We start from the raw sequence: 19,463 nt of genomic DNA on the forward strand, positions 1-19,463 counted from the left end.
TGACGTAGAGCAAGAGCCGGGGCTGCTCCGGGAAATACCGCAGCCGGGGCTGCCCGCAGATGACGCCAGGACCGGCAAAAGAGACACACTTCGATGACTTGGGCCGGGTCCACCGCGACCGGCACCTTTCACGGCCCCGTCCGGGTGCGACTGGAGATCCACCACACGTCACCTCCCGTCCGGACCGACGGATGGGAGTGCGTCGTGGAGGCCAGCCAGCACACGGTCAGTGGCATGGTGTCGGTGGAATCCCCCCTGGCCCACCGGGATGCGGACCCGACCCGCCGAGATCCGGATCCGGCCCGCGGGGGAGATCCCCCTGCCGACCGAGGAGTGAGACACGTTGGCGTGTATCAATGTTTTAACGCATCGTTGAGCCATGGTTGGCGTCCCCTCGTCCCCGCCGTTCCGTCGCGTGCTGCCCGGCCTGGTGGCCGCCGTCGTCTCGTCGATCGCGGTGCTCGGTGTCGGGCCGACCGCCGTTCCGGCCGCCGGTGCGGGCACCACGGCACCCGGTCGGGTGGCGGAGGTCGGGCACCCCGTGCCCGCAGCCGTCGCGGCACCCGTCCCGGGTCAGACCGGGGCCACGCCACCGGCCCCGACCGCACCGCCCACCACGCCGAACACCTCGCCCTTCCCGCCGGGGGCACCCACGAACGTCACCGCCAGTCAGGTGCGGACGGGATCGGTCACCCTCACCTGGACCGCCGCGACGCCCGGCTGCTGCGCCATCGTCGGCTACGACATCACGTACTACATGGCCTTCGACGACGTCGTCATGTCGGCCAGCGTCGGGAACGTCACCACCACCACGATCAGCAACTACATCGCCGCGGGCCGGCAGTACTCGTTCCGGGTCTCCGCCCGGGACAGCGTCGGCCACCGTTCCACCTCGTCGGACGCGCTGACCGTGGTCACCCCGGTGACCGACACCGGGCCGGACACCACCCCACCGTCCGCCCCGCAGAACCTCACCATCGGCGACGTGACCGACTCGACCGCGACGCTCACCTGGTCGCCGTCGACCGACGACGTCGGCGTACGCGGCTACAACGTCTACCGCTTCGACGGCTGGTTCACCTCGGTCGTGGTCGCCACCGTGCCGGTGACCACGTACACCGTCACGCTCCCGACGTCAACGCCGCTGCGCAACCTGTTCTACGTGCGGGCCCGGGACGCGGCGGGCAACGTGTCGATCGCCTCCAACACCGTCACCGCGCCGACGACGCCCACGACACCCACCCCGCCCACCCCGCCGCCGTCCACCTGCCGGGTGACCTACCAGAACCAGTCCGAGTGGCAGGGCGGGTTCGTCGCCGTCGTCACGGTCCAGAACGTCGCGGCCACGCCGGTCGACGGCTGGACGCTCACCTTCGGCTTCGGGGGCGACCAGCAGGTCACCTCCGCCTGGAACGCCACGGTCGACCAGAGCGGTGCCACGGTGACGGCCGGCAACCTCGACTGGAACCGCGTCCTCGCGGCGAACGGCTCAGCGAGCTTCGGCATGCAGGGGAGATGGACCGCCAGCAACGCGCCACCGACCGGTTTCGTGCTCAACGGCCGACCCTGCACCGTCGGCTGAGAGCGCACCGCCGGGCGGAACCGACGAGCCCCGGGTCACGTCCGGACCGGCAGCCGGGTACGCGGGTCGCCCTGCTGCACCGCCTCGACGACGGCGAAGACGACGCCGAGCACGGTCAGCAGCAACAGGGAGACCACGGACGGCAGCGGCACGGTCAGCGGCGCGAGCACGGCGACCACCCCCGCGCCGATGAGCCGGTGCCGGCTGACGGTCCGGAAGACCCGCAGCCAGAACAACTGGTTGCCGACCAGGTACAACGCCACGCCGAGGAACAGCGTGTAGTGGCCCAGCAGGGCGCTGTGCCGGTCCTGGGAGGCAGCCAGGGTCTGATGGAGGCCGTAGGCGACCAGCACGATCCCGGCCACCATCGGCAGGTGCAGGTAGGTGTAGGCGTCCCGGGCGACGCCTACCCGGTGGTCTCCCATGGCGGCCGCGAGCGCGATCCTGGCCGCGTCGATGCCGGTGAAGTAGCTCCACCACAGGGTGCCGAGGGCCACCACGGTCGCGACGACGACGACCAGCGTGGGAGCGGAGATCGGCTCGTCGTCGATGGAGACGCCGATGGAGAGGACCGCCTCGCCGAAGGCGATCAGGATGACCAGGGCGTGCCGGTCGGCCCAGTGCCGGACCACACGGATCTGCCACAGCCGCTCACCGGCCCGGTAACCGCCGACGTACTGCACGACCAGTGCGACGGCCCAGAGCAGCGTCATGGCCGGATGGCGGCTCACCCGTTCGGGGCCGGCCACCTCGATGACGGCGATCGCCGCCAGGATCACCAGGGTGACCACGGTGGCGGCGGTGGCGGCGAAGCGGTCGCGGCCGCCCCGCAGTTGGGGATTCTCGTGGACGATCTGCCTGAAGATCAGACCCTGCATCAGCAGGATGAAGAAGTAGAACCCGATGACCAGCAGTGGTCCGGGCAGGCTGCCCGGGAGCGGGACGAACGCCTGAGGGATCGCCAGCCCGATCAGCAGCACCGCCGTCATGATCCCCGCGGTGCTCAGCCGCAGCACCGTACTGTCGCGCCGGACCGCGTTGGCCAGCCAGGTGTACGACGTCCAGGCCCACCAGAGCAGCGCCAGCAGGATCATGCCCTGGGCCAGCCCGAGCAGCGTCGGAAAGCGGTTCATCACCGCGGTGACCTCGATGAAGGCGTACACGAACACGAGGTCGACGAAGAGTTCCCGGGGGTCGACCGACCCGACGTGGAGGTGGTCCGACTCGACCGCCTCGTGGAGTTGGCGGTGTCGCCGCCGGAAGGCGGTGTTGTCCAGCGCCACCATCGCGCAGGCGGCGACGACCAGCACCACCAGTGCCTGCGCCTCGGAGATGTGGGCGACCACCGGGAGCAGGACCAGCAGCATCGCCACCCCGACCAGTGGACCCCGGCCTAGCAGCCGGACCGCCCGCCACTCCACCGCGACGAGCGCTCCGAGGTAGAGCAGCACGCCGCCGTACAGGATGGTGGTGCCGGCCGAGGGCCACGGGTGCCCGCTCTGCGATGATTCGTGCGTGTTGAGGTGCTTGAGCCCCAGCGCGAAGAAGATCAACCCACCGATCATGGGCAGGTGCAGCCCGCTGTAGACGTCGCGCCCGACCCGGGCCCGGTCCTTCCCGGCGCTGGCGTTCAACGCACGCTCGATGATCACCTTGGCCAGGTCGAAGTAGCTCCACCACAGCGCGAAGACCACGATGATGCCCAGCACGGCCCCGACGGCCAGTTGGAGGGTCACCGGGCGGTCCACCCCGAGCCCTTCGCTGGCACCGATCGAGATGATCGTCTCGCCGAGCGCGATGAGCACGACCAGGGCGTGCCGTTCGGCCAGATGCCACGGCGAGACGACCCGCCAGCCGCCCCTGCTGGCCACCACGAGGATGAGAGAGTCGATCAAAAGGGCGCCCGCGAACAGCGCCACCTGCACCAGGGCGGCGTCGACCGTCGCCGGGAGCAGGGGCGGCACCACGGCGGAGGCGAGCAGCACCAGCCCGCCGGCGATGAAGATCAACCACGCGACGACCACCGACCGCCGACCACCCTCGCCCCGGTGACTGACGAACGTGAGGACGACCATGGCGGTCGCCCGGATCAGCAGATACCCACAGATCAGCACCAGTGGGCCGGGCAGACCGCCCGGCCGGTCGGTGAACGCCTCGGGAATCGCGACCCCGATCACCAGCAGGGCAGCGGCGATGCCGAGCATGACCGGGGGCATGATCCCCCGGTCGAGGTGCACCACGTTGCCGAGCCAGACACACGGCGTCCAGCAGTGCCAGAGCAGGAGGATCACGAGCACGCCCTGGAGCAGCCCGAGCGGGCTGAAATGCTCGCCCATCAGCGTGGTGACGGCCAGGAACGCGAACACGAAGAGCAGGTCGACGAAAAGCTCGACCCAGCTCACATCGCCGATGGCCCCGGGGTCACGGGCCACCAGACGCCGCCCCCCGGCGGTCGGGTGGGGCGCGGGATCGTCCCTCCGCACCCGCTAAGCCTCGCAAACCGGACACGGCTTGTCCCGCCAACCTCGATTAGCGCCGCGGAACACGCCGGCCGGGCGTCGACACCGCCCCGAGCTGCTCCCGGTGGTGCCGGGGCCACCCCGGAGGTCCCCGCGGGGGCACGGCACCGGATGGGGCGGCGTGTCGCACGGCACCGGCTGGCTGGCGGGGGCGGCCGGGCATTCACGGACGCCCCCATAAAACTCCCGTGCCGGTGCCTCCCGGTGGTCCGGGAGGCACCGGCACGGCCCGAGTCGTCGGGTCGGGTTCCGGGCGGACCAGCGGGACGACCCGCCCGGCCCGGGCCTGCCGTCAGGCGACGGGCGTGAGGGTGAACCGCTGGTTGGTCTGCCCGTGGCAGTCGTAGAGCTGGACCTGCGCGCCGTTGGCCGTGCTCCAGACGTCCAGGCACCGCCCGGACTGCACGCTGCTGATGGTGCCGTTGGCGTTGACGTTCCACTGCTGGTTCGACTGACTGTGGCAGCCGTAGATCTGGACCGCCGCGCCGTTGCCGGAGCCCGCCGCGTCCAGACACATGTCGCCGTACACCCGTAGCTGCTTGGTCGAGGTGTACGTCCACTGCTGGTTGGCCTGCCGGTTGCAGTCCCAGAGCTGGACCCGGGTGCCGTTGGCGCGGGAGGCGTTGGGCACGTCCAGGCACCGACCGGACTGCGCACCGACGACCAGGCTGGCGGTGCCGGGCGGGCCGGTGGTCGGCGGCGTGGTCGGGGTGCCGGTGGGGGTCGGCGGCGGGGTGTCCGACGGGGTCGGCGGCGGGGTGGTCGGCGTGGTCGGCAGCAGCGGGCACGTGCTGCGGTAGCTGACCACGCCGCTGTTGTCCGCCAGCGGGCAGAGGAACTGGCTGTACCGGGCGTCGTTGTCGACGAACATCTTGAGGAACGGCAGCATGGTCCGGATCAGCACCGGGTTCGACCGGCCGACCATGAATCCGTGGTCGGCGCCCGCGACCTCCAGGTAGGCGCTCTCGGTGGAGGCCGGGAGGCTGTTGTACAGGCCGGTGGCGTAGGACGGGGTGACCACCGTGTCCGCCTGCCCGGCGAAGACCATCGTGGGCACCCGGTCGTTGGCCAGGTTCGACGACGGCGAGTACGGCGCGATGCCGACCACGGCCTTCAACGACGAGCGCCGGATGGCGGCGCTCAGCGCCCCACCGCCGCCCATGGAGTGACCGGCGACCGACAGCCGGTTGGGGTCGACCCGGTCACGTACCGGGCTCTGCTGGGTCAGGTAGTCCAGCGCGGCGAGCAACTGGGTGCCCCGGGCGGTGTCGAAGTCGTTGCGGCTGTTGGTCTCGATGCCGATCACGACGAAGCCGTGAGAGGCCAGCCACGGACCCATCCAGGCCAGCTCGACGGAGAACAGCGCGGTGTACCCCGGCGAGATCGCGATGGCGCCGAAGGTGCCCTGGCTGGTGTCGGTCGGGTAGTAGATCCGGCCGCCGTTGAAGCCGTACCCGGTCGGGACGGCGACCGAGGTGTTGGCGAAGGGGCCGTTCACGGCTGCGACGCTGCTCCGGGTGGGGTCCGGCCCCCGCTGGTACGGGTTGTCGGCAGCCGACGCCGATCCGGTCGCCACCGTCATGGTGAGCAGGCCGACGGCGGCGGCGATCCCGGCCGCGGCCAGCTTGACCAGCCGTCCCCGCAGGCCGGGGAACACCCGGCCGGCGTGGGTGCGCCCCGGGGGCGGAGGGTGGTATGCCTGTCCTCGCACTGTCGGTACCTCCTGGTGGTGGGTGGTGGGTGGGTCCGGACGCTCCGGCCCGGTGTCGGGTCCGCCCGCGGGTGTCGTCCGGTCGGGGCCGGGTCGGCGGGACCGGCCGGGATAGGCGGGGCATCGGTCGTCGCCGGAGTTCAGGGCGCGGCCCGGCCGGCGAGCGGGTCGCTCCCGGGCCTGGCCGGCGGCGTCCACGCGTGCTCCGGGCCGGTGGCCGGGCACGGACCCGTGCGGGTCGTCCCGACGGGCATGAGACGCCTCCAGGGTCGACAAGATCGTGTTAACGTTCACACTCATCGATGTATTACTACACTGACAGACCGGCCCGGGGTTTTCAACCGGTAGTTTCGGGCAGTCGGCCCGATAGTTTCGACCAGCCGCCCGCCGTCGACCGGCCGGAAGCGCCGGGACCACCACGGTGAAACCCAACCAGTGTGGTTCACATCGATATGTCCCTCGCCATTCGGGACAATGCCGCGACAACCGCCGGCAGGACGACGGAATCGGCCCGGAGCAACAGATTCAGGCACCCGTCCGGAAGCCCCCCGAGCAGCGATCCGACCTACTGTCCGGGCCGTCCCGGGAAATGTTCCGACACCGGCCCGGAACCGTCCCGGGCGGTTCTCCGGGGTCGCCGGGGTGTCCGGGCGCATGTATCGTCGCCGATATGACGAACGACACGCGCGAGAACGCGCTCCCGCAGGACATCCAGGAGGATCTGGCGGAGCTGGACTTCGCCCCGATCAGCAACGAGGAGGCCATCAAGGTGGCGGACCGGACGTACCTGTTCGGCGTCCACGTCGACGCGGTCCGGGGCTGACGACCACGCACCCGATCACGGGGGATCCGGCGGGTGTCCCACTCGCCGGAGTCTCCACGTCCACGACGGGAGACGCAGGCTGATCACCGATTCCGGCAGTGGTCTGGCCTATTCGTGCGATCCGGTCACGGGGCGACCCGGGCTCTCGGGTCGGTTCCAGTTCGGCGTGACGGGCGCCCACCTGCTCCGGCACGGGGGCAGGGACCTCGCCGCGACCGCCGCCGGACAGCCGTGGGGCGCGGAGCTCGCCGCGGTGGTGGAGTCCTCCCGGCGCGATGCCGGCCAACCGGTACGCGTCGAGTTCACCGTCCGGGCGCACCGGCTCAGGGTCGTCGCCGTGACCCCGCTCGTACTCCGTGGCGCCGCGCTGCTGTCCCACGTCACGGCGCTGCTCGACGACGGGACGCTCACCGGACGGGACGCCCTCGGCATGATCGGCGCGGCGGACCTGGCCCGGGTGCTGGCACCCGCCGGCCGGGTCACCGGCCTCCCGGTGCTCTGCCACGGCCGGGGTGTCGCGCCGGGCGTGGCCGGCGGCGTCGCCGTCTTCAGCGCCGACGCCGCGGTGGCCGCCCGCCGGGGCGGTGCCGACCCCGTGCTGATCCTTCCCGTCACCAGGCCGCAGGACCTGCCCGGCCTGCTCGCCGCCGCCGCCGTGGTCACCGAACAGGGCGGCGACACCTCGCACGCGGCCGTGGTCACCCGGGGACTCGGCCGGGTCTGCGTGACCGCGCTACGCGACGCCCGGGTCGACCCGGACGAACCCTGCCTGCTCCCCGACGGCGGGGAGCCGGTCCGGCCCGGTGACCGGGTGACCGTCGACGGCTCCACCGGCACCGTCCACCGGGGTGACCCGCCGACCACGCCGACCGGCCGCACCGACCACACCGGACCGGCGGTCAGCAGAATCCTCGCCGTGGCGGACCGGCACGCCCGCCTCGCCGTCCGGGTCAACGCCGACTCGCCCGCCGACGCGGAAGCCGGCAGGCGGGCGGGCGCCACCGGCATCGGGCTCTGCCGGATCGAGCACATGCTGCTCGGTGCACGGCAGCCGCTCCTGGCGAGGGTGCTGACCGGCACCGGCAGCGCCGAGACGTCCGAGGCCCTCGACCGCCTGCGGGACGTGCTGCGGGACGACTTCGTCGCCATGCTGCGGGCCATGGACGGGCTGCCGGTGGCGATCCGGCTGCTCGACCCGCCCCGGCACGAGTTCCTCCCCGACCTGACCCGGCTCGAGATCGCCGCCGCCGAGGCGCGGGTCGGCGGCGGGACCGGACCCGACCCGGTGACGCTCGCCGCCGCCCGTCGGTTACACGAGACCAACCCGATGCTCGGCGTCCGGGGAATCCGGTTGGGCGTCCTCGATCCACGGCTGCTGGCGGCGCAACTGACCGCGCTGGTCGAGGCGGCCCGGCTGGTCCGGCGGGACGGTGGCGACCCCCGGCCCGAACTGCTGGTGCCGATGGTGACCGTGCCGGCCGAACTGGACCTGGTCCGCGACCGGCTGGCCGAGGCGTACGAGCGGTGCGGCGCAACCGGCACGGAAAGCATGCCGGTCGGGGCGATGATCGAGACACCGCGCGCCGCGCTCGTCGCCGGTGAGCTGGCGCGGCGGGCCGACTTCCTCTCCATCGGCAGCAACGACCTGACCGCGCTCGGCTGGGGGCTGTGCCGGGACGACGCCGAGCGGGAGCTGCTCCCCCGCTACCGGGATCTCGGCCTGGTCGACGAGTCGCCGACGGTCCGCTGGGACGACGACGGGGTCGGCGAGCTCGTCCGGCACGCTGTCACCGCCGCTTGTAGGGTGAGGCCGGACATCGGCGTCGGTATCTGCGGCGAGCACGCGCTCGACCCGGCGGCCGTCCGGCTGCTGGTCGGGCTGGGAGCGCACTACGTGTCGTGCTCCCCCGCCCGCCTGCCCGTGGCCCGGCTGACCGTCGGGCAGGTGACGGTCGCCATGGAGCGAGGGACGGAGGGGCGATGAGCGCACCGGCGGTCGAGGTGACCGGCGTGGGACGGGTCTTCGGCCGGGGCCGGGACCAGGTGACCGCGTTGCGGGACGTCTCCTTCCAGGTCGCCGAGGGGCAGATCCTGGGGCTCCTGGGCAGCAACGGTGCCGGGAAGACGACCCTGACCAAGATCCTGGCCACCCTGCTGGAGCCCAGCACGGGCAGCGCCCGGATCTTCGGCCACGACGTCCGGCGGGAGCTGCGCACGGTACGACGGCTGACCGGGGTGGTGTTCGGCGGCGACCGGGGTTTCTACGGGGCGCTGTCCGGGCGGGAGAACCTGCGCTACTTCGCGATGCTCGCCGGGGTCGGGCGGGGGACCATCCGCGACAAGGTGGACGGTGCCCTGGCCGACGTCGGGCTCGCCGAGGCCGCCCGCCGCCCGGTGGAGACCTACTCGAAGGGCATGCGCCAGCGACTGCACATCGCGCTGGGGCTGGTCGCGGAGCCGCGTCTGCTGCTGCTCGACGAGCCGACGGTCGGCCTGGACCCGGTCGAGGCCGAACGGTTGCGCGGGACCGTCGCGCGGTTGCGCGACACCGGGGTGTCGATCCTGCTGACCAGCCACTACCTGCTCGACATCGAGCGGTTGGCGGACCGGGTGCTGATCCTGTCCCGGGGAACGGTGACGATGGACACCACGGCGGCCGAGTTCGCCCGTTCGGCGGGGTTCGCCGCCACGGTCACGGTCCGGGGGCGCGGGCCGGTGCCGCAGCATCTCGCCACGTCCGGGACGGCGCTCGACGACGTCGAGGAGCAGGGCGGGGTCTGGACCGTACGCCTGCGGGTGCCGGAATGGGGCAGCGGGACCTTCGACCGGCTCGGTGCCGCGCTCACCGGCCTCGACGTGCTGGCGGTGGACGTCGCCCCGGTACGCCTGGAGGACGTCTACGCCACCGTCATGGACCGCCTGTCGGCCGACGGGTCCACCCCGACGGGTGCGCGGTGAACGAGCGCCTGGTCACCGCCGCCTGGGTGGTCTGGACGGCGCTGCGCGCCGAGCAGCAGGGCATGCGTACCCGGCCGATGGTGGTCGTCGTCTCGGTCGTGCAGCCGGTAGCCCTGCTGGCCATCGTGGCCGGTACCCGCCGGCTCACCGCCGACCGGGCGAGTGTGGTCGTCTCCGCCGTGGTGCTGACCGCGATCTGGAGCGCCACGGTGTGGACGGCCGGTGGCGTGCTGCGGCGCGAACGCGGCTACGGCACCCTGGCCCGCAGCGTCACCAGCCAGTTCTCCCCCAGCCTGGTGCTCTTCGGCCGGAGCCTCGGCGCGACGCTCACCAGCACCGCCGGGATCCTCGCCAGCGCGGCCGTGGTGATCGTGCTGCTCCGGCTGCGGGTCGCCGTGCCGCATCCACTGTGGCTGCTGGTCGCGCTGCTCGTCGTCGTCGCCTCCGGCACCGCGCTGGGCATGCTGCTCGCCTGTCTGTTCCTGGTCACCCGGCACGGGTTGGCCTGGTCCGGCGCGTTGATCTATCCGGTCTTCATCCTGGGTGGGCTGCTGATCCCCCCGGACGCGCTGCCGCAGTGGCTGCGCTGGGTGCCGACGCTGCTCAGCCTGCACTGGGTCCACGAGTTCGTGGTCGGCCTCAGCTCCGGCGCGGTGCGCACCGCGCCGCTGACGGTGGCGGTGGCGCTGACCGTGGTCTACCTGGTCGCGGCGGTCGCCTGCCTGCGCGTCGCCGTCGATGCCGGCCGCCGGAGGGGAACCCTTGAGCTCGTCTAGCCTTTCCGACGCCCCGCTGTCGTGGCGACTCGGCGAAGCCGTCCGCTTCGGCTGGCGCGAGTTCCTCGCCATGAACCCGCCGGGTGTGCTCGGCGGCAGCATCCTGCCCCGCGTGGTGTTGCAGACGCTCTTCTTCACCCTGCTCGGCGGCGTCGTCGCGGGCAGCCGGCACCAGGAGTTCGCCTACGTCGGCGGGCTGGTGCTGGCGCTCGCGATGACCAACATCCTGTACGTCTCCCAGGTGCCGGTGGCCGACAAGGACTCCGCCACGTTCTGGCGGCTGCGCACCGGACGACTGCACCCGACGGTCCTCTTCGTCGCCCGGTCGCTGCCGTACCCGCTCGCCGGTTTCGGCGTGACCCTCGTCGCCGCCGTCGTGGTGGCCCCCGTCGCCGGGGTCGGTGAGCTGGCGCTGCGGCTCGCCCCGATGGCGTTCGTCTACCTGCTGGTCTCCTTCACCGCGACCGCGGCGGGCCTGGCCGCCGCCGCCTTCGTCGTGGGTCGGCGGGCCGAGACGCTGGCCAGCAACCTGATGGGCTACCTGGTGATGCTGTGCAGCGGGGCGTTCCTGCCGCCGGGGCGGGTGCCGGTGCTGGACGTCGTCGGAGCGTTCCTGCCGGGTCGGCACGGGCTCGCCGCGATGCACTCCTGGCTGCGCGGCGACCCGTGGCTGTCGCAGGTGGTGGCCGAGGCCGTCGTGGGGGTCGGCTGGCTGGGCGCGACCGCCGTCGTCGTCGCCGTGCAGATCCGCCGGGCGCACCGGCACGGGCACGACGACTTCGCCTGAGCAACGGCAGGCACGATGACTTGGCCTGAGCGGCGGCACAGGCACGACGAACGTCGCCTGAGCAACGGCACAGGCATGACGACTTGGCCTGAGCGGCGGCACCGGGCCGGGTCACCTCAGGCGGGCGTCGCGTCGATCGTCACCCGGAGCAGCCGGACCGGCTCGGACGCCCCGGCGATCGCCGTCACCACGGCCCGCGAGCCGTCGTCGGCCACCGCACCGAACTGCACGAACCCGCCGTCCAGGTGCCGCGCCGCCGCCAGGGTGACGAAGAACCGGGAGCCGGCGCTGTCCCGGCCGTTGTTCGCCATCGCCACCAGGAACGGCCGGTCGAAGACCTGGTCGGCCTGCACCTCGTCGGGGATCCGGTAGCCCGGACCACCCTGGCCGGTGCCGGAGCGGTCACCGGCCTCGATCACGAACCCCGGCACCCGGCGGTGGAACAGGACGCCGTCGTAGAACGGGTCGTCGCGTCGCCCGCCGGTGACCGGATCCCGCCAGCTCCGCGCCCCACGGGCGAGCGCGACGAAGTTGTCGACGGTGTGCGGCACCACCGTCGGCCACAGGTCCAGCCGCACGTCGCCCAGCCCGGTGTGCAGGACGGCGGTCGCGGTGGCGTACCGGCGCGGCACCGCCGGCCACGGCCGACGGAACTGCCAGGTCCGGGCGCGGACGGCCGCGGTGGCGTCCGCGGGCGACGCGGCCAGCCGTTCGGCCTCCTCGGCGGATCCGCAGCCGAGGAAGCCCGGCGGCGGGGCACCGAGGGTGAGCCGGCCGGTACGCGGCCGGGCCGGCGGCGGCAGGTCGACCGCCCGGTCGTCACCCAGCCACTGCGGGGAGTACCCGCGCTCGATCGTGTACCGGTGGCGCTGCCAACGGCGGCGCACCTCGGCGGACGCGTGCCGGGCCAGGGTCGCCAGGTCACCGGCGGCCTGTGCTTCGAGCACCGGCAACAGGTGCTCGGCCTCGAAGTACTTGTCGAAGAGGCAGCCGTTGTTGTGTTGCAGGGTGAAGCACTGGTCGATGAAGACCCGGGCGGGCAGCTCACCGGCGGCGTACCGCCGGAGCATCGCGGCGATCGGCGCCCACGCCTCGCCGCCGTACTCGACACCCGGCCCGGCGAACGCGTCCACCGCGAGGTCCAGGGCGGGGATCTCGCCGAGGTCACGGCGGGTCCGCCACCACGCCACCCGGCTGTCACCACGGTTGACCCGGGCCAGGAAACCGGCGAGGTCCGGGGCGAGCACGTCGGGACGGGCGCACTCGTAGTGGCCGAGTTCGGTGCCGATGATGAGGTCGAGCTGACCGGCGAAGTCGGCGCTGAGTTCGGGAGCCCAACGGGCCAGCCGCTCGGCCGCCGCCGCGTCGCCCTGCGCCGCCAACCACTCCAGCAGGTAGAAGTCGGCTGCCAGGGACGCGCCGTCGATGTTCTCCGTGTACCACCGGGGGGCGTACGCGGCGGCCTCCGCGGCGATAGCGGCCAGCGCCGCCTCCCGGTCCCGGTGGCCGTCCAGGTAGGGCGTCCAGTGGCGGCGGACCAGGTCGTAGAGGCGGGGGAACCGCCACGCCGTGCCGAGCACCTCCACGCACGGGCGGTGTTCCGGGTCCGTGGTCCGGACGAGGTACCCGGCGGTCAGCTCCACCACCGTCTTGGTCAGCAGCAACCGCAACTGCCGCTGGTACGGCCCGGTGCCGGGCAGCAGCGCCCGCAACCGGCCCAGCAGGTGGCCCGGACCGTGCTCGCTGCGCAACAGCGCCCAGCCCAGCTGGGTCAGCGTCGCGTCCGCCAGGGTCGCGCCGACGTACCGCCGGAAGTCCAGGTAAGCGCCGGCCACCCGGGAACCGTCGAGGAGCAGCCCCACCGAGGGCGGGTACGGCGCGAACGGCACCAGGTGGACCGGTAGCTCCAGTGTCTCCCCGGCGACCCCCATGGCCGAGGCCAGTGCCCCGCCCACCGTGGAAAGGCAGAGCCGCTGGTCGAGGTCGACCTCGGCGAGGGCACGGCGTTCGGCGAAGGCGGCGATCGCCGGCGCGAGCCGGGGCCGGGCCGCGTCCATGGCGGCCAGCACCGTCCGGGTCGCCGCGTCGGTGGCCGCCGGCCCGTCCGGTGCGACCAGGGCGGCCGGCGGGATCGGCACGCCGTCCGCCCGCCACCCCCGCAGCCCGTCCCGCAACGCGGCGACCGCCGGCTCGACCGGCCGGGGCAGCAGGCACACCTCCCACGAGCAGCGACCGGCCAGCTCGCGGTGCAGGGCCAGGAAGAGGTCGAGGGTGTCGCTGCGGGCGTAGGTCACCTTCATGCCGTCACCCCGTGGATCAGACCTGCGGCCGCCAGTCCGGCGACGAGCACGGGCACCCGTCCGGGTGCCGACCGACGGGCGACGGCGTGCACCGGGCGCAGCCGTTCCACGTCGTCCCGCACCGTCGACTCGTCGACACCGTCACACAGCGCCCAGACCAGCGCCGCCTCGTGGCTCAACCGGACCCGGCGGCTCTCCGGGGAGGTGAGCACCACCCCGTCGCGGTAGGCGCGCACGGACAGCTCCGGCACTCGCCGCAACGGCCCGTCGCCGCCGCGCCAGCGCGGCTGGTGGACCATCGGCACCCCGTGCCAGCCGAGGGTGGCCGTGGCGGCGAGGCAGGTCTGGGCGAACCCGCGCAGGTCGGACAGGCGCACCGGGTCCGGGCCGGCGGCCGACGGGTCGGCGCGCAGCAGGTGACGGAAGTGGTCGTGGGGGAAGCCGGCCGGCGCCGACCGGTCGAGCTGCCGCCAGACCCACTTCTCACCGGGGAACAGGTCGCCGCAGGCCGCGGCGAGGGCCTTGCCGGCGGTACGCAGCAGCAGCCGGGCCGTCATCACCGCGCTGTCGTCGTCCTCGGGCGTGTCGACCAACCCGGCCAGGTCCTCCTGCCCGTAGTGGGCCAGGTCGAGCCATCGGGTGATCATCAGCTGGCGGAGGGTGGCCCCGTGCCCACCGAGGGTCTCCCGGAGGGCGTCCGCTCCACCGTCCCGCACGACCTCCCCGAGGTGCAGCCGCAGCGCGGTGGTGACGTCCCGCCGGGCGACCACGTCCGCGCCGTCGTCGCTGCGCAGGGTCGCCCCCACCACCCGCCGGACCGCCGTCTCCAGCAGCCGGGTGGACAGCCGGTGCACGTCGATGCGTACCGGGCCGGCGAAGACCTGCTCCCGACCCGCCTCGACGTCCGGCCCGACGAGGTAGACGTCCACGTCGGAGGTCCGGTTGCCCAGCCCCACGGTCATGCTGCCGGTGAGGAAGACGCTCGTCACCCCCGGCCGGGCCGCCAGCCGCGCGGCCACCTCGCGGGCCAGCGCGAGCCGTTCGGACGCCGTCACCACCATCCGGGGTTCTCCGGGATCGCCAGGGAGAGGTAGTGGCCGTCCTCGGACACCATCACACCGGAGCGGCAGCACCGGTCCAGCAGGGCGCCGACCTCGGCGGTGGTGACCCGGTGCCCGGCGGCCACCAGCCCGGTCCGTACCCGGTCGGCCGAGTGCGGCCGGTCCCCGCACAGCTCGTACGCCTCGGCCTGCCAGCCGGACAGGACGGCCCGGCGGGGCTGCTCGCCACGGGTGTCGACCAGCACCAGCCGCCCCGGCAACCGCTGGTAGATCAGGGACGGCCGGTCCCGCGCCCAGCGCCGCCGCCACCGTCGGGTCGCGGCGGACAGCGCCTCGAACGCCTCGTCGCTGCCGGTCCCCTCCGCCTTGTAGTCGAAGAAGTAGGCGATCCGCGAGTGGTCGAGGGAGTCCGGGTAGATGTGCCGGTAGCTCGACCGTGGCCGGACGTCCGAGATCGGGAACGAGGGATCGGTGAAGTACGGGCTGAAACGTTCCAGCCACAACCGGCCGCACCCGTCCGGCGGGTGCAGGTGGTACAGCAGCGGGATCAGCTCGACCTGCTCGCGGTAGTTCTCGTCGGTCTCGCCGGGGAACCCGGTCAGCAGGTTCCAGGCCACCCGGATCCCGTGGTAGCGGGCCCACTTCAACAGGCGGACGTTCAGCAGCATGGTGGAGCCCTTGCGCATCAGCTTGAGCACGTGGCTGCTGAGGCTCTCGATGCCCGGCTGGATGGTCAGGATCCCCGCCCGGCGCAACACCGCCAGCTGCTCCCGGGTGAGGTTCGCCTTGACCTCGAAGAAGACGTGGATGTCCCAGCGGCGGTCGGCGAGCGCGGTGCAGAACGACGAGAGGTACGACATGTCGAGGATGTTGTCGACCGCTTCGACGTGCACCGCCGGGTAGGCGCTGAGCAGCGCGGACAGCTCCGACATGGCGCGGTCGGGGCTCTTGGAGCGGTAGCCCATGCCGAGTGCGTTCAGCCCGCAGAACGTGCAGTGGTGCTTCTGCCCCCACCAGCAGCCGCGGGCGAACTCGACGGGCAGCTTGACCGGTTCGTCGCCGAGGACCGTCGCCCGGTCGAGCCGCTCCAGCGCCGCGAAGTAGTCGGCGTAGTCGGGGAAGGGCAGCCGGTCCAGGTCCTGGGTACGGGGCGCGTCGCGGACCGGCGCGGGGCCGCCAGGATCAGCGGGGCCGCCAGGATCAGCGGGGCCGGCGGGGCCGGCAGGATCGGCGGGGCCGGCAGGGTCGGCGGCACCGAGCACGCCGGGCACCTGGCAGCGGGCCGTGGCGGGATGCCCGGCGGCGGCCAGCTGCGCCAGCAGGCGGGGGAACGCCACGTCGCCCTCACCGGTCACCACGTAGTCGAGCCAGGGCAGGGTGGCCGCGTACTCGACGCCCATCACCCCGTCGAAGTTCGCGCCGCCGTACACCTGCACCAGGTCGGGGTGCTCCGCGCGCAGCATCCGGCCCAGCCCCAGCGACGCCGTGTTCTGCAGGAAGGTGGAGGTGAACCCGACGACGTCGTACCCGGCCCAGTCGATACGACGCACGCACTCCCGCAACCACCGCGGGATCACCGCCCGGCGCAGCGCGGTCAGCTCGTCGAGGTGCCCGCCGGTCAGCTCGGCCCACTGCTTCTCGACCTCGGGAAAATCCTGGTAGTAGGCCGACTCGGGCAGCACCTCGCCGAAGGCGGCGTACGAGAAGAGCCATTCGCCGATCAGGTGCAGCCGCTCGCTGGGGAGCCCCGCCAGCCCGCCGTACGTCCGCGCCCCGAGTTCGGCGGCGAAGTCGAGGTTGAGGTAGTGCACGTCGCACCGGTGCCCGGCGGCACGGACCACGGACTGGAGCAACCCGCACTGGATGGACGGCGCGTCGACCCGCGCCCACGGCATGTTGACCAGCGCGACCCGCAGTGACCGGGCCGGTGGCGGCTCGGGCTCCGGATGGTCCGACGTCCCCGGCGTCGCCGCCACCAGCGGCAGCAGTTCCATCGCCATACACACCAGCCCCCGCCGTCGGCATGAACGCGAGAGGCAATCCTATCGATCAATCGGACGGACACCACCCCGGTCCGCCGGCCCTCCCCGGATGCGGGAGCCCGTCGCATCAGGGAGGGCCGGCCGACCTTCCACCCGGGCCGTTCCGGTGGCCCGGGTGGACCCACCCGCGGTCAGCCGGTGGTGCAGGAACGGATCTGGGGCCTGGCGCCGCTGTTGCCGTTCATCATCGTGGTGAAGCCGAAGGTGTTGCCGCTGCCGTTGGCACGCATCGTCATCACGTAGCCGCTGCCGTCCCAGCTGGGGGTGCCGTTCCAGGTGGTGGTGATCCGCTGCGGCGCGGTCACCGCCACCACCACGGTCCAGTTGGCGGCCCCCTGGACCGTCACCGACGTGTTGTACCGGTCGCCCCAGACGTTGGGGAACGTCGCCGTCGCGGTGCACCCTCCGCCGGGCGGCGGGGTGGTCGGCGTGCCGGGCGGGGTGGTCGGCGTGCCGGTGGTCGGCGGGGTGCCGTCGGGGGCCACCGCCCGGCCGGTGCTCGGCGAGATCATGCCGGGGCAGAGGTTGCGGCTGCTCAGGTTGGCCATGATCTGCGGAATCGCGTCGCGGGTGTTCTGGATGCCGTCGTGCATCAGGATCACCTGGCCGGCCTGGAGACGGCCGGCGTTGGAGACGATCTGGCCCACGCTGGCACCGTTCCAGTCCTGGGAGTCGACGTCCCAGATCACCTGGCGCAGGCCGAGCGACGAGGCGACCGACTGGAGGGTGGAGTTGGTCTCCCCGTAGGGCGGGCGGAACAGCTGCGGCCGGACACCGGTGGCCGACTGGATCGCCGCGTTGGTCTGGGACAGGTCCGACTGCATCTGGCTCTGACCCATCGAGGTCATGTGCGCGTGGTTCCAGCTGTGGTTGGCGACCCACATGCCGGCGTCGACCTGGGCCCGCGCGGCGGACGGGTTGCCCTGCACGTTCTGCCCGACGTTGAACATGGTCGCCCGGACGTTGTTGTTGCGCAGCACGGACAGCAGCGCGCCGGTGCTGCCGGTCGGCCCGTCGTCGAAGGTGAGGCCGACGTAGCCGTTGCAGGCGGCGGCGCTGGACGGGGTGGCGGCGACCGTGAGCCCGACGGCGCCCAGTGCCACGGCGGTGGCGAGGGCGGCCAACCGGACGGCGCGGCGCGATGCTCGGGGAACGGACGGGCGGCGGGTGCCACCGATTCTGGCGATCATGCGCAGGTCCTCCTTGGGACGGTGACACCTGACGACGCGCACATCCATCGAGATGCATTGATGGCGCTGTGAAATCGGAGTATTGCAGCGACGTTTCGAGAACGTCAACGACTTTCGGAAAGTTTCGGAGCCGAATTATCGAGACCGGGGTGACCGGGCAGCGAGTCGGGCCGTCCGTCAGATACCGCCGGCAGGTGCACGAGGAGAGGACACGGCCATGGACGAGAGTCGGCAGCCGGCGAAGATCCAGGAGACACTCACCAACATCACCCAGGGGCGGCCTTCGCAGGACCTGGTGTTCGACCCGCGGACCGGTCAGCTCAGCGTGAGCAGCAACCCGAGCCCGGACGACGTCGTCGCCACCAACACCGCGGCGGACGGGTACTTCGGATGAACGGGCACCCGACGGCGTTCCTCTACCAGGAGCACGTCAACGAGCTGTTCCGGCGGTTCCAGCAGACCGGGGACACCGAAGCCGACGCACTCGGCATGGCCATCGACGGCGGCGAGGTCTTCCACGTCTATCTGGACCAGCCCCGCATCCACTTCTCCGGGCAGCCCTGCCGGGCCACCGTCCGGCTGCACCGCGGACCGGCCGTCCGGGACACGGCGATGCCCGCCGGGGCCCGGCTGGTCGTCGACATCGGAGTCAGTGGGGACGACGTCACCACCCACGGCCGGATCGTCCTCGACGCCGGCGGAACGCAGGACATCGACGTGAAGTTCGTCCCCGTCCAGGGGGAGATGTACGTACGCGCGAAGGGGCTCATCCCGACCGCGGCGCTCGCCCGGAAGTCGGTCGCCGTGGTGGGGCTGGGAAGCGGCGGATCCGCCATCGCCGTCGCCCTCGCCCAGTCCGGGATCGGGCGCATGGTGCTGGTGGACCGCGACCGGATCGAGGTCGGCAACGTCGCGCGGCACGCCTGCGGGGTCGGGGACCTCGGCCGGCGCAAGACCAACGCGGTCCGCGACCTGGTGCTCGGCAAGAATCCCGACCTGGACGTGGTCACCGCCGACCTCGACGTGGTCGAGGACGTGCCGGCACTCCAACAGGCGGTGCACGGCGTCGACCTGCTGGTGGCGGCGACGGACAGCGACCGCAGCCGGTTCATGCTCAACCAGTACGCGCTGGACCTGCGGATACCGACCGTCTTCGGCCGGGTGCTCAGCCGCGCCTCGGGCGGCGAGGTGCTCCGGGTCCGTCCGTTCGACGGCCCCTGCCTCGCCTGCGTCTACACCACGCAGTTCCTCGCCCAGCGGCCCCGGGAGTACTCACGGATGAGCGAGGCGCGCGAGGAGGCCCAGGCGTACGTCGACCCGGGCGACCTCGAGCAGCAGATCCAGGTCGGGCTGGCCTCGGACATCGCACCGGTCGCCAACCTCATGGTCAAGCTGGCACTCGTCGAGCTGTCCCGTGGGGCCGGCGGGGGTCTCGACAGCCTCGACGAGGATCTGCGGGCGGACTTCTACGTCTGGGCGAACCGTCGGGAAGGCGTCTACGCCGGCTGGCCGCGGATGGGGTTCGAGTTCACCAAACCGGCCGTCCTGCGGTGGTACGGCGCGAACGTCGGCCGGCGGGCCGACTGCGGCGCGTGCCAGGTACCGGACCCCGCGTCGGTCCCCGACGCGGCCGGCTTCTTCGGCTAGCGGAAAGGCGGCGAGGAATTGGGACGCACACGCACCTCCGTACCGCGTCAGGCGGCCGTCGACACCG

At 72.6% G+C, this 19,463-nt stretch carries 14 protein-coding genes; 8 read left to right on the forward strand and 6 right to left on the reverse strand.

Going from position 1 to position 19,463, the window contains the following annotated elements; genetic code table 11:
* The first annotated feature begins 379 nt into the window (after window positions 1-379).
* Window positions 380-1,582, forward strand: a complete 1,203-nt coding sequence (locus tag O7612_RS29320) for a cellulose binding domain-containing protein (RefSeq protein WP_282269217.1) — start codon at window positions 380-382, stop codon at window positions 1,580-1,582.
* A gap of 35 nt (window positions 1,583-1,617) precedes the next feature.
* Here the strand turns inward: O7612_RS29320 and O7612_RS29325 are convergent, their stop codons facing one another.
* Both O7612_RS29325 and O7612_RS29330 read right to left on the reverse strand, forming a co-directional pair.
* On the reverse strand, window positions 1,618-4,065 hold the full coding sequence (locus O7612_RS29325; RefSeq protein WP_282269219.1) for a low temperature requirement protein A: 2,448 nt from the start codon (window positions 4,063-4,065) through the stop codon (window positions 1,618-1,620).
* A gap of 328 nt (window positions 4,066-4,393) precedes the next feature.
* A complete protein-coding gene (locus O7612_RS29330) occupies window positions 4,394-5,812 on the reverse strand; it encodes a ricin-type beta-trefoil lectin domain protein (protein ID WP_282269221.1) in 1,419 nt (472 codons plus the stop codon).
* A 670-nt stretch (window positions 5,813-6,482) separates the two neighbouring features.
* Here O7612_RS29330 and O7612_RS29335 point away from each other — a divergent pair.
* The 5 genes from O7612_RS29335 (at window position 6,483) to O7612_RS29355 (ending at window position 11,156) form a co-directional block, all read left to right on the forward strand.
* On the forward strand, window positions 6,483-6,635 hold the full coding sequence (locus tag O7612_RS29335) for a hypothetical protein (RefSeq protein ID WP_282269223.1): 153 nt from the start codon (window positions 6,483-6,485) through the stop codon (window positions 6,633-6,635).
* 166 nt (window positions 6,636-6,801) lie between these two features.
* A complete protein-coding gene (locus tag O7612_RS29340) occupies window positions 6,802-8,619 on the forward strand; it encodes a putative PEP-binding protein (RefSeq protein ID WP_282269225.1) in 1,818 nt (605 codons plus the stop codon).
* The gene (locus O7612_RS29345) at window positions 8,616-9,593 is read left to right on the forward strand and encodes an ABC transporter ATP-binding protein (protein ID WP_282269227.1); all 978 of its coding nucleotides are present in this window, start codon (window positions 8,616-8,618) and stop codon (window positions 9,591-9,593) included. The genes O7612_RS29340 and O7612_RS29345 overlap by 4 nt, the downstream gene beginning before the upstream one ends.
* Window positions 9,590-10,369 carry an ABC transporter permease gene (locus O7612_RS29350; RefSeq protein WP_282269229.1) on the forward strand — a complete coding sequence of 260 codons (780 nt, stop codon included), beginning with the start codon at window positions 9,590-9,592 and terminating at the stop codon, window positions 10,367-10,369. The genes O7612_RS29345 and O7612_RS29350 overlap by 4 nt, the downstream gene beginning before the upstream one ends.
* Window positions 10,356-11,156 carry an ABC transporter permease gene (locus O7612_RS29355; RefSeq protein WP_282269231.1) on the forward strand — a complete coding sequence of 267 codons (801 nt, stop codon included), beginning with the start codon at window positions 10,356-10,358 and terminating at the stop codon, window positions 11,154-11,156. Before O7612_RS29350 ends, O7612_RS29355 begins: the two co-directional genes overlap by 14 nt.
* Window positions 11,157-11,272: 116 nt before the next feature.
* Here the strand turns inward: O7612_RS29355 and O7612_RS29360 are convergent, their stop codons facing one another.
* From O7612_RS29360 to O7612_RS29375, 4 genes are all read right to left on the reverse strand, one after another.
* Entirely contained in the window at window positions 11,273-13,456 is a 2,184-nt protein-coding gene (locus tag O7612_RS29360; RefSeq protein ID WP_282269233.1) for a peptidylprolyl isomerase, read from the reverse strand.
* Window positions 13,453-14,517, reverse strand: a complete 1,065-nt coding sequence (locus O7612_RS29365) for a nucleotidyltransferase domain-containing protein (RefSeq protein WP_282269235.1) — start codon at window positions 14,515-14,517, stop codon at window positions 13,453-13,455. The genes O7612_RS29360 and O7612_RS29365 overlap by 4 nt, the downstream gene beginning before the upstream one ends.
* On the reverse strand, window positions 14,508-16,517 hold the full coding sequence (locus tag O7612_RS29370; protein WP_282269237.1) for a RiPP maturation radical SAM C-methyltransferase: 2,010 nt from the start codon (window positions 16,515-16,517) through the stop codon (window positions 14,508-14,510). The genes O7612_RS29365 and O7612_RS29370 overlap by 10 nt, the downstream gene beginning before the upstream one ends.
* Window positions 16,518-16,690: 173 nt before the next feature.
* Window positions 16,691-17,749: a polysaccharide deacetylase family protein gene (locus O7612_RS29375; RefSeq protein WP_282269239.1), complete on the reverse strand. Its 1,059-nt coding sequence runs from the start codon at window positions 17,747-17,749 to the stop codon at window positions 16,691-16,693.
* A 217-nt stretch (window positions 17,750-17,966) separates the two neighbouring features.
* Here O7612_RS29375 and O7612_RS29380 point away from each other — a divergent pair, with 217 nt between their 5' ends.
* Both O7612_RS29380 and O7612_RS29385 read left to right on the forward strand, forming a co-directional pair.
* Window positions 17,967-18,143, forward strand: a complete 177-nt coding sequence (locus O7612_RS29380; protein WP_282269241.1) for a hypothetical protein — start codon at window positions 17,967-17,969, stop codon at window positions 18,141-18,143.
* Window positions 18,140-19,396, forward strand: a complete 1,257-nt coding sequence (locus O7612_RS29385) for a ThiF family adenylyltransferase (RefSeq protein ID WP_282269243.1) — start codon at window positions 18,140-18,142, stop codon at window positions 19,394-19,396. Before O7612_RS29380 ends, O7612_RS29385 begins: the two co-directional genes overlap by 4 nt.
* Window positions 19,397-19,463: the final 67 nt, after the last annotated feature.

This window comes from Micromonospora sp. WMMD987 (genome assembly GCF_029581435.1).
GTDB classification, from domain to species: domain Bacteria; phylum Actinomycetota; class Actinomycetes; order Mycobacteriales; family Micromonosporaceae; genus Micromonospora; species Micromonospora rifamycinica.